The 15,618-nt window shown below is 65.8% G+C and carries 14 protein-coding genes; 4 read left to right on the top strand and 10 right to left on the bottom strand.

Going from position 1 to position 15,618, the window contains the following annotated elements; all coding sequences use genetic code 11:
- Both VIG90_RS16580 and hemH read left to right on the top strand, forming a co-directional pair.
- Positions 1-1,107, top strand: a 1,107-nt coding sequence (locus VIG90_RS16580) for a xanthine dehydrogenase family protein molybdopterin-binding subunit (protein WP_331594631.1), incomplete at its 5' end; no start/stop codon positions are given.
- A 126-nt stretch (positions 1,108-1,233) separates the two neighbouring features.
- Complete coding sequence (hemH, locus tag VIG90_RS16575; protein WP_331594630.1) at positions 1,234-2,295, top strand: ferrochelatase; 1,062 nt, start codon at positions 1,234-1,236, stop codon at positions 2,293-2,295.
- Between the two features lie 296 nt (positions 2,296-2,591).
- On the opposite strand, the gene VIG90_RS16570 is transcribed toward hemH, so the two are convergent.
- From VIG90_RS16570 to purF, 3 genes are read right to left on the bottom strand one after another with little or no spacing between them, the layout of a single operon-like run.
- Positions 2,592-3,572 carry a TraB/GumN family protein gene (locus tag VIG90_RS16570; RefSeq protein WP_331594629.1) on the bottom strand — a complete coding sequence of 327 codons (981 nt, stop codon included), beginning with the start codon at positions 3,570-3,572 and terminating at the stop codon, positions 2,592-2,594.
- Positions 3,573-3,576: 4 nt separating this feature from the next.
- Entirely contained in the window at positions 3,577-4,311 is a 735-nt protein-coding gene (locus VIG90_RS16565; RefSeq protein ID WP_331594628.1) for an SDR family NAD(P)-dependent oxidoreductase, read from the bottom strand.
- Positions 4,308-5,783, bottom strand: coding sequence for an amidophosphoribosyltransferase (purF, locus tag VIG90_RS16560; RefSeq protein WP_331594627.1), 1,476 nt, complete (start codon positions 5,781-5,783; stop codon positions 4,308-4,310). The genes VIG90_RS16565 and purF overlap by 4 nt, the downstream gene beginning before the upstream one ends.
- A 501-nt stretch (positions 5,784-6,284) precedes the next feature.
- Between purF and folE the strand changes: the two genes are divergently transcribed.
- Both folE and hisI read left to right on the top strand, forming a co-directional pair.
- Positions 6,285-6,854, top strand: a complete 570-nt coding sequence (gene folE / locus VIG90_RS16555) for a GTP cyclohydrolase I FolE (RefSeq protein WP_414695518.1) — start codon at positions 6,285-6,287, stop codon at positions 6,852-6,854.
- A 101-nt stretch (positions 6,855-6,955) separates the two neighbouring features.
- Positions 6,956-7,402 carry a phosphoribosyl-AMP cyclohydrolase gene (hisI, locus tag VIG90_RS16550; protein WP_331594625.1) on the top strand — a complete coding sequence of 149 codons (447 nt, stop codon included), beginning with the start codon at positions 6,956-6,958 and terminating at the stop codon, positions 7,400-7,402.
- A gap of 3 nt (positions 7,403-7,405) precedes the next feature.
- Here the strand turns inward: hisI and VIG90_RS16545 are convergent, their stop codons facing one another.
- The 7 genes from VIG90_RS16545 to VIG90_RS16515 form a co-directional block, all read right to left on the bottom strand.
- Positions 7,406-8,422, bottom strand: a complete 1,017-nt coding sequence (locus VIG90_RS16545) for an aldo/keto reductase (protein WP_331594624.1) — start codon at positions 8,420-8,422, stop codon at positions 7,406-7,408.
- A gap of 101 nt (positions 8,423-8,523) precedes the next feature.
- Positions 8,524-9,042: a hypothetical protein gene (locus VIG90_RS16540; RefSeq protein WP_331594623.1), complete on the bottom strand. Its 519-nt coding sequence runs from the start codon at positions 9,040-9,042 to the stop codon at positions 8,524-8,526.
- A gap of 301 nt (positions 9,043-9,343) precedes the next feature.
- Entirely contained in the window at positions 9,344-11,686 is a 2,343-nt protein-coding gene (clpA, locus tag VIG90_RS16535) for an ATP-dependent Clp protease ATP-binding subunit ClpA (protein WP_331594622.1), read from the bottom strand.
- 334 nt (positions 11,687-12,020) lie between these two features.
- On the bottom strand, positions 12,021-12,356 hold the full coding sequence (gene clpS, locus VIG90_RS16530) for an ATP-dependent Clp protease adapter ClpS (RefSeq protein WP_331594621.1): 336 nt from the start codon (positions 12,354-12,356) through the stop codon (positions 12,021-12,023).
- Positions 12,357-12,738: 382 nt separating this feature from the next.
- Positions 12,739-14,118: a phosphoglucomutase/phosphomannomutase PgmG gene (pgmG, locus tag VIG90_RS16525; protein ID WP_331594620.1), complete on the bottom strand. Its 1,380-nt coding sequence runs from the start codon at positions 14,116-14,118 to the stop codon at positions 12,739-12,741.
- A 37-nt stretch (positions 14,119-14,155) separates the two neighbouring features.
- Positions 14,156-14,671, bottom strand: a complete 516-nt coding sequence (locus VIG90_RS16520; RefSeq protein ID WP_331594619.1) for a hypothetical protein — start codon at positions 14,669-14,671, stop codon at positions 14,156-14,158.
- Positions 14,672-14,680: 9 nt separating this feature from the next.
- On the bottom strand, positions 14,681-15,616 hold the full coding sequence (locus tag VIG90_RS16515; RefSeq protein WP_331594618.1) for a division plane positioning ATPase MipZ: 936 nt from the start codon (positions 15,614-15,616) through the stop codon (positions 14,681-14,683).
- Positions 15,617-15,618 lie beyond the last annotated feature (2 nt).

Raw genomic sequence — 15,618 nt, 5'->3', positions numbered from 1 at the left:
GCGCTGATCGCCCGCGAGGCGGGCCGTCCGGTGCAGCTGGTGTGGAGCCGGGAAGAAGACATCCGGCAGGACAAGTACCGCCCCGCCGCCAGCGCGCGGATGCGGGGCAAGGTGGACAAGGACGGGCGCATTGCGGCCTGGCACAGCCGCACGGTCAGCCAGTCCGTGCAGGCCAGCGTGATGGGCCGGTTCATGCCGCTGGCCGCCCGGGCCGAGCCGGATTTTTCCTCCATTCAGGGCGCGATCAACCTGCCGTACCGGCTGGGCGACCATCTGATGGAGCATGCGGTGGTGGAGACCCCGGTGCCGGTAGGCTACTGGCGCTCGGTCGGCCACAGCTTCAACGCCTTCTTCGTCGAGAGCTTCATGGACGAGCTGGCGAAGGCTGTCGGGATGAGCCCGCTCGCCTTCCGCCTGAAGGCGCTGGAGGACAGCCCCCGTCACCGCAAGGTGCTGGAGCGGGCCGCCGCCATGGCCAAGTTCGGCCAGCCGCTGCCGCGCGGGCAGGGCATGGGCCTGGCGCTGCACGAGAGCTTCGGCACCATCGTGGCGCAGGTGGCGCATGTGGAGGTGGATCACGATGACCACGCCCGGGTGCTGAAGGTGTTCTGCGCCGTGGACTGCGGCCGGGTCATCAATCCGGACACCGTGCGGGCGCAGATGGAAGGCGGCATCCTCTTCGGCCTTTCCGCGGCGCTGCTGGGCCAGATCACGTTTGCCGACGGCCAGTCCGAGCAGACCAACTTCGATGGCTACCCGCTGCTGACACTGGCGGAGTCCCCGCAGATCGAGGTGGAGATCCTGAACGCCAAGGCGGCGGAGCCGGGCGGCGTCGGCGAGCCGGGCGTGCCGCCGATCGCGCCTGCGGTCACCAACGCCATTGCCGCTGTCACCGGCACGCGCATCCGCCAGCTTCCGGTCGGCACCCAGCAACTCTGGCCACCGGAGGTGCTGGAGAAGCTGAAGGCGGAGGCCGAGGCCAGGGCCAAGGCCGAGGCGGAAGCCGCCAAGGCGAAGGCCGCGGCGGAGAAGGCGGCGAAGGAAAAGGCCGCCAAGGAAGAAGCCGCGGCAAAGAAGAAGAAGGCGACTCCCAAGAAGAAGCGTTAAAAGCGGTACGCTTTGGCGGAAATAGAGGCGCGGGCCTTCGCGCGGCGTGATACAAGCGCGCCGGATCGGCGGTGGCTGTGTGCCGCCCCCGCCATCCCGTATCTGCGTGTTATTCAGAGGTTAGACATGGCCCAGCCCGCCCCTGTCCCTGCCCAGACTGCAAACCCGGCTTCCGGCCCGGCTCCCGCCGGCCACCCGCAGGTGGCGCACGGGCGCATCGGCGTGCTGCTGGTGAACCTGGGCACGCCGGACGGCACGGATTACCGCTCCATCCGCCGGTATCTTTCGGAATTCCTGTCAGACCCGCGCGTGGTGGAGATCCCCAGGCTGGTGTGGCAGCCGATCCTTCAGGGCATCATCCTGACGCTGCGCCCGTCCAAGACGGCGGAAGGGTACAAGCGGGTGTGGGACAAGGAGCGTAACCAGTCTCCCCTGCGCGTCATCACCGAGGCGCAGGCGATCAGTCTGCAGCACCTGCTGGGCGACAGGGTGATGGTGGGCTGGGCCATGCGCTATGGCAATCCCGCCATCCGTGTGGAACTGGACCGGCTGAAGGCCGCCGGGTGCGACCGCATCCTGATTGCGCCGCTCTATCCGCAGTATTCCGGTGCCACGACGGCCACGGCGGTGGACAAGGCGAACGATGCCCTGCGCGAGATGCGCTGGCAGCCGACGGTGCGCTACCTGCCGCCCTACCATGACGACCCGGCCTTCATTCAGGCGCTGGCCCAGTCCGTGCGGGCGCATATTGACGGGCTCGGCTACACGCCGGACCATCTGGTTGCCTCCTTCCACGGCATGCCGCGCCGCACGCTCGATCTGGGCGATCCGTACCATTGCCAGTGCCAGAAGACGGCCCGGCTGATGCGCGAGGCCCTCGGCTGGCCGGCGGAGCGGTTCACCGTCACCTTCCAGTCCCGCTTCGGCAAGGCGGAGTGGCTGAAGCCCTACACCAGCGACGTGATGGCGGCGCTGCCATCAAAGGGCGTCAGAAGCGTGGCCGTGCTGGCCCCGGCGTTCTCGGCGGACTGCATCGAGACGCTGGATGAGCTGGCGGTGGAGAACAAGGAGCTGTTCCTGCACGCGGGCGGGGAGGCGTTCAGCTACATCCCCTGCCTCAACGCCAGCGAGGGCGGCATGGCGGTGCTGGAAACGCTGGTGCGGCGCGAACTGGCGGGCTGGCTGTGAGTTGCCGGATTTGATCGCGGGCAGGATCTGATTCCGGGGAGTCTCATCATGGGCAGGCAAAAAAAAGGCTGCGGGCCTGATACAGGCAACCGCAGCCAGTCTTGCATCCGGTTCCATGGGGAGGAAAAGCCGGTGCGAAACCTTTGGGCCCTCTCGCGCGGATTTTGAATTGCAGCGACGATCCGGCGGAGGCCCGATGAAATCGCGGCTTTTCTGCCATTTTTAACGACGAATTCAAGCGGTAAAAATTGCCGCCATTGAAATAATTCGTAAAAATCAAGAATTGATATGGGGGGTTATCGCGCTGCGAACGAGGCGGGGGCGACCCGCTCCACCTTGAAGCCCTTCTGTTCCAGGAGCCCGATGAGGTTGTCCGGACCCGCCAGGTGGCCTGCGCCCACGGCCAGAAAGACGTGACCGGGCTCGTCCATGCGATCCCTGACCCAGGTGGCCCAGCGGGCGTTGCGCTCGGTCAGCAGCACGCGGGCAAGGTTGGGCGAATCCTTGAGCGATTCGTTCATCAGCGCGCCGACGGTCTCGATGTCGCCGGTGATCCAGCTGGCCATCAGCGCCTTGGCCTCGGACTTGAAGCTTTCCAGATCGCGGATGGAGGAGCGCAGCAGCGCCACCTGATCTTCCAGCGGCAGCGAGGCGAGGAAGCCGAACTGCTGCTCGGGCGTCTCCAGACCGCCGATCTTCTTGCCGCTGGCCTTGGCGTGGGCCGCCAGAACCTGCTCGACGCCGCGTTCGGAGTTGAGGCCAAGGCCCTGAAGACCCGCAACGGAAATGGTGGTGGCGGCCAGCCAGGGCCGCAGCGGCTCCAGCGCGGCCATGGGCAGGCCGACCTGGGAGGCGGCGCGCGTCATCTCTTGGCGCAGTGGCGCGGGCAGCTGGCTGGAGAGGCTGACGCCCTTCGGATTGAAGCCGAGGCGCATGACCATCGGGCGCATCTGCGCGGGATCGTCAGGCTGCACGATCTCCAGCACCAGCGTTTCCGCCTGATCGAAGGCCCGGCGCACCGGGCCGTGCAGCCAGTTCACGCCCTCGGGCAGCATGTGGGAGGTGCCGAAGATGTGGATGGTGGTGTCTTCGTCCCGCAGCACCCAGAGGGCAGGGGTGGCGAAGCGCTCCTGTACCTTGGCTTCTGCCCCGGCCCGCGCTCCCGCTCCGGCATCTACCCGGCCCGAGGCTTCCGCAAATGCGGCGGGTGCCTGAAAGCCGAGAAGCTGGACGCCGACAAGGGCGGCGGCGAGGACAGAGCGCAGGGTGCGGGTCAAATGATCAGGCCTTTTGTGTGACGCTCAGACGCTGTCTGGTCTCGAAATCCTGCACAAGCAAATCAACCAGAGAGCGCGCCACAACATCGGCGGTCTTGAGAGTTTCCGGGTTCTCGCCGGGGAAGGCGGACTTGCGCATGTTGGTGCGCGTTGCGCCCGGATTGACGACGGCGACGCGCACCGGGGTGATGTTCGCCACCTCGTCGGCGTAGCAGTCGAGCAGGTTCTCCAGCGCTGCCTTCGAGGCCGCATAGGGTCCCCAGTAAGCGCGCGGCTGGGTGGCGACGGAGGAGGAGATGCCGATCACCCGGCCCTTGTCGCTCTGGCGAAGCAGGCCATCGAAGGCGCGCAGGAAGCGGAACGGCGCGGTCAGGTTGACCGCCATCACCCGCTCCCAGTCCTTCAGCGGCGTGTGGGAGAGCGGCGAGAGCGTACCCAGCTGGCCCGCGTTCAGCACGAGGATGTCCAGCTTGCCCCAGCGCCCGGCCACATGCTGGGCAAGGCCGTCGATCTGGTCCGGGTTCATCAGGTCGAGCGGGGCGATGCTCGCGGTACCGCCCGCCTGATGAATCTTCTCCTCGACCTCCGTCAGGCCGCCTTCGGTGCGGGCGGTCAGGATGACGTGCGCGCCGGCCTTTGCCAGAGCGATGGCGGTTTCCGCGCCGATGCCGCGGCTGGCGCCGGTGACAAGCGCCAGACGATCCTGCAAGGGTTTCCGGTTCTCGAGAGGCTTCGTCAAATCACCCGCTCCGCCAGAAGGGCCAGCTGATTCGGCTGTTCGACATCCTCGCGGTCGACAAGGCGTGTCGGGTAGTCGCCGGTGAAGCAGGCATCGCAGTACTGCGGCGCGGTGTTGGTGCGGGCATCCTCGCCCACGGCGCGGTAGAGGCCGTCGATGGTGAGGAACGCAAGGCTATCGGCGCGGATGTACTTGGTCATCGCCTCGATATCCATCTGCGCGGCCAGCAGCTTGGAGCGCTCCGGCGTGTCGACGCCGTAGAAGCAGCTGTGGCGGGTCGGCGGGCTGGCGATGCGCATGTGCACCTCGGCAGCGCCGGCGTCGCGCAGCATCTGCACGATCTTGACCGAGGTGGTGCCGCGCACGATCGAGTCATCGATCAGCACGAGGCGCTTGCCCTCGATCTGGGCTCGGTTGGCGTTGTGCTTCAGCTTCACGCCGAGGTGACGGATGTGGTCGCCCGGCTGAATGAAGGTGCGGCCGATGTAATGGCTGCGGATGATGCCCAGCTCGAACGGCAGGCCGGAGGCCTGTGCGTAGCCGATGGCGGCCGGGGTGCCGCTGTCGGGCACCGGCACCACCATGTCGGCCTCGACGCCGCTCTCGATGGCCAGCTGCGCGCCGATGCGCTTGCGGATCTCATAGACCGAGAGGCCGTCGAAGATGGAGTCGGGGCGGGCGAAGTACACGTGCTCGAAGATGCACGGACGGGCGCGGGTCTGCTGGAACGGCTTGTGCGATTCCAGGCCGCGCTCGGAGATGACGACCAGTTCGCCCGGCTCGAGCGAGCGCAGGAAGGTCGCGCCGACGATGTCCAGCGCGCAGGTCTCGGAGGCCACGATGTAGGCGTCGTTGAGGCGGCCCAGCACCAGCGGGCGGATGCCCAGCGGGTCGCGCACCGCGATCATGCCCTCGGAGGTGAGGCAGATCAGGCTGTATGCGCCCTGGATCTTGCGCAGCGCGTCGATGAAGCGGTCGAGCAGGGTGCGGTAGCTGGAGGTGGCGACCAGGTGGATGATCGTCTCGGTGTCCGAGGTGGACTGGAAGATCGAGCCCTGGCGGACCAGCTCGCGGCGCAGGGTGCCCGCGTTGGTCAGGTTGCCGTTGTGGGCGACGGCGAAGCCGCCGCTGGCCAGTTCGGCGAAGAGCGGCTGCACATTGCGCAGCGAGACCTCACCGGTGGTGGAGTAGCGAACATGGCCGATGGCGGTGGAGCCCGGCAGATGCTCGATCACGTCCTGCCGGTCGAAGTTCCCGGCAACGTGGCCCATCGCCCGGTGGGTGTGGAAGCCCTTGCCGTCGAAGGAGGTGATGCCCGCAGCCTCCTGGCCGCGATGCTGGAGGGCGTGAAGCCCAAGCGCACTGATGGCAGCCGCGCCTTCGGCACCATAGACGCCAAACACGCCGCACTCCTCACGAAGCTTGTCGTCATCGAACGGGTTCGTCGAATAATTGGCGAGAGACTGGCTCATCGCAGATCCCTTACAATTGGCCCGGAGGTAGGTTCAGGGCAACGCAGTGGGGCGGGGTGCTTGCGCACTCCGCTGTTTCAGCGGGTCTATAGCGGCCTCGAACCGCTTTGTCCTCTGTGAATTGCCGCCAAGTCTGGCTTGACTTGCGCATGGCTGCCATGCGTCCGCAGACTGCATATAGGAAACCAGGCCCCGGGTGCAATTTGCATCCCTTCCAAATGGCAGGTTTTGCCGCTGGACGGAGTGTTTCCGGCGTTTGGGGGTTGTGAGAACGCACCGATTCCTTATCTTGAGCGTGTCGCCGAGGCGTGGCGGCACGCCGTTATCGGTTAAACAACGAGAGATCTCTGACATTTCGGTATGTGTTTATGGGACGGGCTTGCGTAGCCGAACCCCCCCGTTCCGTGGCTGAAATGGCTCGTGGCATGAAAGGATTTGCAGATGGATGTTCGCCTTGAAAACGCCGATCTGGAGCGGCTGTTCGAACCGGGCGACGACATCATGGACCGCCCCTCCCGCGAGGAGGCCGAAGCGGCGGTCCGCACGCTGCTGCGCTGGGCCGGGGACAATCCGAACCGCGAAGGCCTGCTCGACACCCCCAAGCGGGTGGTGAAGGCCTATGAGGAATTCTTCTGCGGCTACAACGAAGACCCGCTGGCCGTGCTGAACCGCACGTTCGAGGAAGTGGAAGGCTATGACGACATCGTCATGCTGCGCGACATCGCCCTCGAATCGCACTGCGAGCACCACATGGTCCCCATCCTCGGCAAGGCGCACATCGCCTACCTGCCGAACAAGCGGGTGGTGGGCATCTCCAAGATCGCCCGCGTGGTCGAGATCTTCGGCAAGCGCCTGCAGACGCAGGAAACCATGACCGCCCAGATCGCCAACGCGCTGATGGAAGGCCTGCAGCCGCGCGGCGTCGCCGTGCTCGTGGACGCCAAGCACCAGTGCATGACCACCCGCGGCGTGCACAAGCCGGACGTGGCCACCATCACCACGCGCTTCACCGGCGTGTTCAAGGAAGAACGCTATGAACGCCGCTTCCTCGAGCTGATCCGGGGGTATTGAGGTTTCGCAGAAGGCCCGCTCCCCTGCATGCTCAAAGCCCGCCTTTCACGGCGGGCTTTTTGCTGTTAGGGGCAGGCGTTCAGAATTGAAGGAGTCCGCCCATGTTCGCAACCAGCCTGCCGACCCATGAGCAGGAGGAAGGCGCGACGCTTGCGCCGCGTTTCGATGCGCAGGGCCTGATCACCGCCGTTGCCACCGACGCAGCGACGGGCGAGGTGCTGATGGTCGCGCACATGAACGCCGAGGCGCTGCAGAAGACCATTGAGACCGGGCAGGCGCACTACTGGTCCCGCTCGCGCAAGGCGCTGTGGCTGAAGGGCGGCACCTCGGGCCATGTGCAGCACGTGGTGGAGCTGCGCGTGGACTGCGATCAGGATGCGGTGTGGATGAAGGTGGACGTGCACGGGCAGGGCCAGTGCCACGTGGGCTATCCGGGCTGCTTCTACCGCGCCGTGCCGGTGGGTGCCGGCCCGCTGGGCGACAAGACCCCGACGCTGGAGCGGGTTGAAGAGAAGTCCTACGATCCCAAGGCCGTTTACGGCCACTAACGCCTAGCCCACCGCCTGCGTGTTCATATCGGCGGGGCGCTTTTCGGGCGGGGCCATGAAGGCGGGGGACACCGGATCCGTGATGCAGCGGTTGAGAATGGCATCGATCTCGCGGCGGGTGTCGTCATCGATCTGCCAGCCGTCAATATCCTTGACCGGATCGAGTTGGTCAGGCCGCCGCGCGCCCCAGAGGGCGATGGTCGGCCCCTGATCCAGCACCCAGCGCACCGCCAGCGCCAGAACGGACTTGCCGAACCGCGCCCGCGCCAGTGCGTCCAGCTCGCGCATGGCCGCCACATACTGGTTCCGCCGGGGTTGCTGGAACTTGGGATCGCTGCGGCGCAGGTCATCGCCTTCAAACTCGGTTTCCGCCGTGATCCGCCCGGAAAGCAGGCCCCGGCACAGCGCGCCGTAACTGAGAACGGTGAGGCCGTTCTCCTTTGCATAGGGCAACACGTCCGCTTCGATCTCGCGCTCGAACAGGTTGTAGGGCGGCTGCACGGCGTCGAGCGTGGCGGCGGCGCGGAAGGTATCCATCTGCGCTGGCGAGTAGTTGCTGACGCCAATGGCGCGAATCTTTCCTTCCCGCCGAAGGTCCGCGAGCACCCGGGCGGTGTCCTCGATCGGCGTTTCCAGATCGGGCCAGTGCACCTGATAGAGGTCGATCACATCGGTTTGCAGGCGGCGCAGAGAGGCTTCCACCTCCTGCCGGATGCGCTCGGGCCGGGAATCGCGGTAGACCTTGCCGTCCTTCCAGTTGAGGCCGAGCTTGGTGGCGATGACGGCGCGCTCGCGCAGGCCACCCTCGGCCAGCGCCTTGCCGACAATCTCCTCCGACCGGCCGAAGCCGTACACGGGGGCAGTGTCGATGAGCGTGACGCCGCGTTCGATGGCGGACTGGATGGTGGCGATGGACTGGGCTTCATCCGTGCCGCCCCACATCCAGCCGCCGATGGCCCAGGTGCCCAGCCCTACGCGCGAGGACTTGAGCCCGGATGTGCCGATGCCAATCTGTTCCATGCCTGCCTCCCTCGCGGCGCTTGCCGGTTAATGCGGACAAACTGCGCAAACGCGCAGGCAGGCCTGAAGGTTGTCATGCAGGGAAGCAGTGAGCGGCGGGGTCAGCGCTTCGGTGCGCGCGTTTTCTTCGGCAGGGTGAGCTGGATGGTGATGCTGCTTGGCGTCAGCGGATCTAGGTCCAGCTCCGCCCCCAGAATGGCCAGGGACTTCTCCAGCTGAGCGCGCAGGCCCTCGCTGTCCTCGATCGCTTTCGAGGCGGCAGACTTGCACTGGAGGCGCAGCCGGTTGCCGGAGACGCCGAGGGTGACCGTCAGCGGCTTTTCCGTCTTGAAGTGCAGGGCCGTGGTGCGCAGGACGTGCGCCAGCGCCTGCGTGTCCAGCGAAACCGCCAGATCGGGCGGCACCACCGGGCGCAGGCCCTTGTGGCCGGTGTCCAGCGTCATGGCCTGAACGATCAGGGTGTAAAGCGCCCTGGCGTCCGTGGCGCGCGGCTCAGGCGTGGCCGCGCCCAGTTCCAGCCCGCGCTCATAGATCACGTAATCCAGCAGCGAGGCCGCCTGATGGCCGCGCGGCGTTGCCACTGCCAGCAAGGGGTCGTGACCGGATTTACGTTTGACCATGATTACTCTCTGGGGAACGCGGCGGGGAGCAGGGCTCCAGACTGTCTCCCGTCAATAGACGGAACGAAGGCAGAGTTAAATGTCTTTCGGCTGAACAGAAGTATAATGGGTGTTTTCAGCGCGGGATTTCACTCACCTGGCCGCTGGTCAGTCACTCTTCTTGATCTGACCTAATGTTTTGCATCTAGGTTAATCGGATATTAAGTAGAATTGACGGTGCGAAGCCGTTTCAATTCCCAAGAAAAAAGCGCGGGGAACGGTGTCCCCCGCGCTTCAGTTTGCTTCCTGTCGAGAAGCAAGATCAGGCGTCCACCTTCGGCTTGCGGGCCCGGCCCTTGGCGTTGCCGCCCGGAGGCGGGGCTGACGGCACGATCTCGAAGCCGATCTTGTCGTCCTTCAGGTGAACGCGAACTTCGCCGCCCTTGGCCAGCTTGCCGAACAGCAGCTCCTCCGCCAGCGGCTTCTTGATGACCTCCTGAATGAGGCGGGACATCGGCCGCGCCCCGTAGAGACGGTCGTAGCCGCGGTTGGTCAGCCACGCCTTGGCCTCGTCCGTCAGCGAGATGTGGACGTTGCGCTCGGCCAGTTGCATTTCCAGCTGGAGGATGAACTTCTCGACCACGCGGGACACCACTTCCGGCGGCAGGTAATCGAACGGCACGATGGCGTCCAGACGGTTGCGGAACTCCGGCGCGAACAGCTTCTTGATCGCTTCCTCATCCTCGCCTTCCTTGGTGCCGCGGCCGAAGCCGATGGCTTCCTTCGCCATTTCCGACGCGCCCGCGTTGGTCGTCATGATGAGGACGACGTTGCGGAAGTCCACGGTCTTGCCGTGGTGGTCGGTCAGCTTGCCGTTGTCCATCACCTGCAGGAGGATGTTGAACAGGTCCGGGTGCGCCTTCTCGATCTCGTCGAGCAGCAGCACGCAGTGCGGGTGCTGGTCGACCGCGTCGGTCAGCTGGCCGCCCTGATCGAAGCCCACGTAGCCCGGAGGCGCGCCGATGAGGCGACTGACCGAGTGGCGCTCCATGTACTCCGACATGTCGAACCGGATCAGCTCGATACCCATGAGGGCGGCGAGCTGGCGGGCGACCTCCGTCTTGCCGACGCCGGTGGGGCCGGAGAACAGGTAGGAGCCGATGGGCTTGTTCGGTTCGCGCAGACCCGCGCGGGCCAGCTTGATGGCAGTTGCAAGGGCTTCGATGGCCTTGTCCTGCCCGAAGACCACGCGCTTCAGGTCGCCAGACAGGTTGGCGAGGGTCTTCTTGTCGTCCGTCGAGACGGACTTGGGCGGGATGCGGGCGATCTTGGCGACGACCGTTTCGATCTCCTTCACGCCCACCACCTTCTTGCGCTTGGGCGCAGGCACCAGCATCTGCGAGGCGCCGGCCTCGTCGATGACGTCGATGGCCTTGTCCGGCAGCTTGCGGTCGGTGATGTAGCGGGCCGAAAGCTCGACGGCCGACTTGATGGCCTCCGCCGTGTACTTCACCTTGTGGTGGCTCTCGAAGTACGGCTTCAGGCCGGTCATGATCTTCACCGTGTCTTCCAGCGACGGCTCGTTGACGTCGATCTTCTGGAAGCGGCGCAGCAGGGCCCGGTCCTTCTCGAAGTGGCTGCGGAACTCCTTGTAGGTGGTGGAGCCGATGCAGCGGATCGAGCCGGAGGACAGGGCGGGCTTCAGCAGGTTGGAGGCGTCCATCGCCCCGCCCGAGGTTGCGCCCGCGCCGATGACGGTGTGGATCTCGTCGATGAAGAGAATGGCGTGCGGCATCGCCTCCAGTTCGGAGACGACGGCCTTCAGCCGCTCCTCGAAGTCACCGCGATACCGGGTGCCGGCCAGTAGCGCGCCCATGTCGAGCCCGTAGATGACCGCATCCATCAGCACGTCGGGCACATCGCCCTCGACGATCTTGCGGGCAAGACCCTCGGCGATGGCGGTCTTGCCGACGCCCGGATCACCCACGTACAGCGGGTTGTTCTTGGAGCGGCGGCAGAGAATTTGAATGGTGCGCTCGACTTCGGCGGCACGGCCGATCAGGGGGTCGATCTTGCCGGTGCGGGCCTTGTCGTTGAGATTGACGCAGAACTGCTTGAGCGCCGAGTCAGACGCCTTCTGCTGCTTCTGGCCCTTCGCGCCCTTCTGCTCTTCGGACTGGCCCTCTTCCTGCGCGCCGCGCACGCGGCGGGGCTCGGTCATGCCCTGCACCTTGGCGATGCCGTGGGAGATGAACGAGACCGCATCCAGGCGGGTCATGTCCTGTTGCTGGAGGAAATAGACGGCATGGCTCTCCCGCTCCGAGAACAGGGCGACCAGCACGTTCGCGCCCGTCACCTCCTCCCGGCCGGAAGACTGGACATGCAGGATCGCCCGCTGCACCACCCGCTGGAAACCGGCGGTGGGAGTAGGGTCCAGCGCGTCCTCCGATCGCAGCGAGTCCAGTTCGGTGTCGAGGTAATGGGCGATCTGATGGCTCAGGTCGTCCATGTCCACACCGCAGGCCCGCATAACGGATGCCGCATCCCGATCGTCAACCAACGCCATGAGCAGGTGCTCGAGCGTCGCGTACTCGTGACGACGGGAGCCAGCCTCGGCCAGCGCCTTGTGCAAAGTCTGTTCAAGCTGTTTTGAGAACGACGGCATTCATTTACTCCCGCTGGATCATCGCGGGTTGGGCGCTGATCCGCTTCTAAGGGAAAAGATCGGTCTAGATCGGCCCGCAATCAAGGGGGGCTATGCGCGGCAGACGCGAATCCGCGATGAAACCAGCCTGGACGGGGGATCAGCCGCACACCGTATCGGGGCCGCCAACAGCCGTTCCGCAGGCGATTGCGGCACCTGTTCTGCCCTATTCCGGCATGGCGGGCGCGTCAGCCGTTCGGCCGATTCGGCAGGCGGCATCGCCGGGGTGACCCGCCCAAGGCTATGCCCCAAGGCTATGCTGTGTCCTTGTCGACCCGGCGGGGCCCGGAAAACCTCAGGCCTTTTCCAGCGTGCACTGAAGCGGATGCTGATGCTTGCGGGCGAAGTCCATCACCTGGTTCACCTTGGTCTCGGCGACCTCGTAGGTGAAGATGCCGCACACGCCGACACCGCGCTGATGCACATGCATCATGACCCGGGTGGCGTCCTCCGCCGACATGCGGAAAAAGTGCTGGAGAACGTGAACGACGAATTCCATCGGCGTGTAATCGTCGTTCAGCATCAAGACCTTGTACATCGACGGCTTGCGGGTCCGCGTCTTCGTTTGAGCGATGACGCCGGTGCCAGCCTGGCCGTCGTCCTCATGGTCCCGGTCTGAGTCGGGGCCCATGTGGATGTATCCGTCCTTTGTCCAGTCAGCTTCAATCATGGCTCTCACGTCGTGCAGTGTCTCAGGCATAGCTTTCAAGCAACCGGTTGGCCAGCCGCTGCGTCCGCGACGCTTTTCGCTTTCATTCTTATGATAATCAACCCGGGGCGGCACCGGAAGAGCAACCTCCCGTCATGCAGCATCCCCCGCGGTCTGCCGCCGCAGATTTCGCCACGGTGCGGCAGGTGCAGGGCCACGCGTCCTAGATGGAGATTGCCCGGCCCTGTTTCCAGAGGCCGGGCTGCTTGATGCGGTGAAATGTAAGGACTGGGTGTGGCATGAAGACGAGCAGGGCGTGTCGCGCCCGTTTCAACCTCCAGTAGCAACCGGATTCAGCGCGGCCTTAGTGATTGGCCTCGACCGGCTCGATGCCGCTGGCCCCGAGCTGGGCGTTGATGGTGCCTTTCAGCCGCTCGAGCGCCTCGGGCGTTTCCGCCTCGGCGCGGGCCACCAGCACGGCCTGCGTGTTGGAGGCGCGCAGCAGCCACCAGCCGTCCTCGGTGGTGACGCGCGCGCCGTCGGTCTCGTCCACCTTCGCGCCTTCCGCGCGCAGGCGGTCCAGCACCTCGGCCACCACGGCGAACTTGCGCTCCTCGGGGCAGCCGAAGCGCATCTCGGGCGTGTTGATCATGTCCGGCATGTTGCCGCGCAGCGCGGTCAGGTTGCCGCCCAGATGGTGGGTCGCCTGAATGAGGCGGATGGCGGCGTAGAGCGCGTCGTCAAAGCCGTAGTAGTCATGCGCGAAGAAGACGTGGCCGCTCATCTCGCCAGCCAGAGGGCTGCCCACCTCCTTCATCTTGGCCTTGATGAGCGAGTGGCCGGTCTTCCACATCAGCGGCTGGCCGCCCAGCTCGCCGACGCGGTCGAACAGCGCCTTGCTGGCCTTCACGTCGGCGATGATGGTGGCGCCGGGCACGGCCTTCAGCACGTCCTCCGCCAGAATCGCCAGCAGCTGGTCGCCCCAGATCACCCGGCCTTCGCCGTCGATCGCGCCGATCCGGTCGCCGTCGCCGTCAAAGGCAAGGCCGAAGTCCAGCTTCTCGTTGGCAACGGCGGCGCGCAGGTCGGCAAGGTTGGCCTCGACCGTCGGGTCCGGGTGGTGGTTCGGAAAGGTGCCGTCAACGTCCGTGAACAGCAGCACGTGGCGGCCGGGCAGGCGCGCGGCCAGCTTCTCGACCACCGGACCGGCCGCGCCGTTGCCCGCGTCCCACGCGATGTTGTAGGCGCCGCCGTCGAAGTTCTTCAGCAGGCGGTCCACATACTGGTCCATGATGTCGACCTGCTCGGACGTGCCTGCGCCGTCCTCCCAGTCCTCCTCGGCGGACATGCGGCCCAGGTCCTGAATGTCCGCGCCGAAGAAGGGCGCATGGCCCAGCATCATCTTGAAGCCGTTGTAGTTGGGCGGGTTGTGTGAGCCGGTCACCTGAATGCCGCCGTCAGCGCCGAGCGCGTGAACTGCGTAGTAGAGCATGGGGGTGGGGCCAAGGCCGATGCGCACCACGTCCACGCCCGCCGAGGTGAGGCCGCCCACCAGCGCGGCTTCCAGCATGGGGGAGGAGAGGCGGCCGTCATACCCCACCGCGACCTTGCGCCCCCCGGCACGGCGAACGCGGGTGCCGAAGCCCCGGCCGAGCGCGCGGGCGTCGTCTTCCGTCAGCGTCTCGCCGACGATGCCGCGCACGTCGTATTCGCGAAGGGTGGTGGGGTGAAACTGATGCGCCATGCCTGAAGCTCTCCGAAAGTTAGCCCGCGCAGGATTATCAGTGATTATCGATCCGTTCCAACAGGATATCCCGTGCCTGGTTGATCTTGGCGGCAAGGTAGTCCGTGCCGCCCCGATCGGGATGAACCAGCCGCATCAGCCGCTTGTGGGCGGCAAGCACCGCCTCCCTGTCCGCGTCCGGCTTCAGGCCCAGCACCGCCCGGGCTTCATCCTCGCTCGCCACGGAGGCGTTGCGGGCGCGCCCGCCGTTGCCGCGGTTAGTCCCTCCATGGCCGGTATTGCCGCGGCTGGCAGCGCCGCCGATCCCTGCGATCCGGTCGAATATTCCCTTAATCCAACGATATCGCCCATATAGGGCCATTGCGCCGGTTGCAAAGGCTGCCGCGCCGCCAAGCTGGCCGCGAACGGCGAGGAAGACGGCGGTGACGAGGCACAGGAAGGCAAGGATGGCCAGCCCGGTCCAGCGCAGGTTGCGCGGGGATGTGTTGATGCCCCATCGGCCCACAGCCCAGAGCAGGGTGAGCGCGATGATGCCCAGCAGCAACCAGGCCATGACGCCGCCTTACACCAGCAAGGGTGCGGCAGCGGCCGGATCGGCTGCGGTTTCGGGCGTGTCTGCGGCGGAGGCTTCGGAGTTTGCTTCTTCCGCGCCGCTCTCCTGCGCCTCAATGGCTGCGGACCGGGCGGCGATGAACTTGCCGTCCGCGTCGAGCATCGGCAGCTTCAGCTCCATCAGCAGGTCGCGCACTTCCTGACGGGCCGCCACCTGGCTCATGGTGATGCCGCCCTCGGTCTTGGCGACGTTGCGCAGGTCGAGCAGCGTCAGGCCCTTGGGGAACAGCTCGCGGTAGATCACGCGCTCGGTCAGGCCCGGCACCACGCGGAAGCCGATGCGCTTGGCCAGTTCGGCCAGCGCGCCCGCCACGCGGCGCATGTTGCGCGCTTCCAGATGCGACAGACGGTTGCGCAGCACCACCCAGTCGATCGACGCGCCGTCGCGCTTGGCGCGGCCCTTGCGCGATTGCCAGACCAGTTCGCTGTAGAAGCTGGGGCGAGTCACCTTGTGCGTGTCAGCGTCCACCTGACCCAGAAGGTCGAAGTCGATGAAGCTGTCGTTCATCGGGGTGACAAGCGTGTCCGCGTAGGAGTGGGCGACGCGGGAGAGGGTGCTGTCGCGTCCGGGGCAGTCGATGATGATGGCGTCCATCGTCTCCGACCACTCGGCCAGCTTGGCTTCCAGCTTGGCGCGATCCTCCTCCTCGGTGGTGTCCATGAAGGTGATGGACTCGGGCGAGGGAAGGTTCAGGCTGTGCCGCTTCAGGTAATTGGTGCGGTTTTCCAGATACCGGGCAAAGCTGCGCTGCCGTCCGTCAAGGTCGATCGCGCCGACGCGAAGACCGGCGTAGAGAAGGGCAACGGCAATATGAACGGCGGTGGTCGATTTGCCCGATCCGCCCTTTTCATTGCCCAGTACGATGATGTGCGCGCGCGATGCCATGT

Origin of the sequence: Pedomonas sp. (assembly GCF_036515995.1) — a bacterium.
Classification (GTDB): Bacteria; Pseudomonadota; Alphaproteobacteria; order Sphingomonadales; family Sphingomonadaceae; genus Pedomonas.
Note: the sequence above shows the minus strand (reverse complement) of the source record. Positions and strands in the feature narration are given on the sequence as shown.

Excerpts from the sequence above, each read along its gene's own strand:
- hemH (WP_331594630.1), top strand. The coding sequence starts at position 1,234 with ATGGCCCAGCCCGCCCCTGTCCCTGCCCAGACTGCAAACCCGGCTTCC.
- purF (WP_331594627.1), bottom strand. The coding sequence starts at position 5,783 with ATGAGCCAGTCTCTCGCCAATTATTCGACGAACCCGTTCGATGACGAC.
- folE (WP_414695518.1), top strand. The coding sequence starts at position 6,285 with ATGGACCGCCCCTCCCGCGAGGAGGCCGAAGCGGCGGTCCGCACGCTG.
- hisI (WP_331594625.1), top strand. The coding sequence starts at position 6,956 with ATGTTCGCAACCAGCCTGCCGACCCATGAGCAGGAGGAAGGCGCGACG.
- VIG90_RS16545 (WP_331594624.1), bottom strand. The coding sequence starts at position 8,422 with ATGGAACAGATTGGCATCGGCACATCCGGGCTCAAGTCCTCGCGCGTA.
- VIG90_RS16540 (WP_331594623.1), bottom strand. The coding sequence starts at position 9,042 with ATGGTCAAACGTAAATCCGGTCACGACCCCTTGCTGGCAGTGGCAACG.
- clpA (WP_331594622.1), bottom strand. The coding sequence starts at position 11,686 with ATGCCGTCGTTCTCAAAACAGCTTGAACAGACTTTGCACAAGGCGCTG.
- clpS (WP_331594621.1), bottom strand. The coding sequence starts at position 12,356 with ATGGGCCCCGACTCAGACCGGGACCATGAGGACGACGGCCAGGCTGGC.
- pgmG (WP_331594620.1), bottom strand. The coding sequence starts at position 14,118 with ATGGCGCATCAGTTTCACCCCACCACCCTTCGCGAATACGACGTGCGC.
- VIG90_RS16520 (WP_331594619.1), bottom strand. The coding sequence starts at position 14,671 with ATGGCCTGGTTGCTGCTGGGCATCATCGCGCTCACCCTGCTCTGGGCT.
- VIG90_RS16515 (WP_331594618.1), bottom strand. The coding sequence starts at position 15,616 with ATGGCATCGCGCGCGCACATCATCGTACTGGGCAATGAAAAGGGCGGA.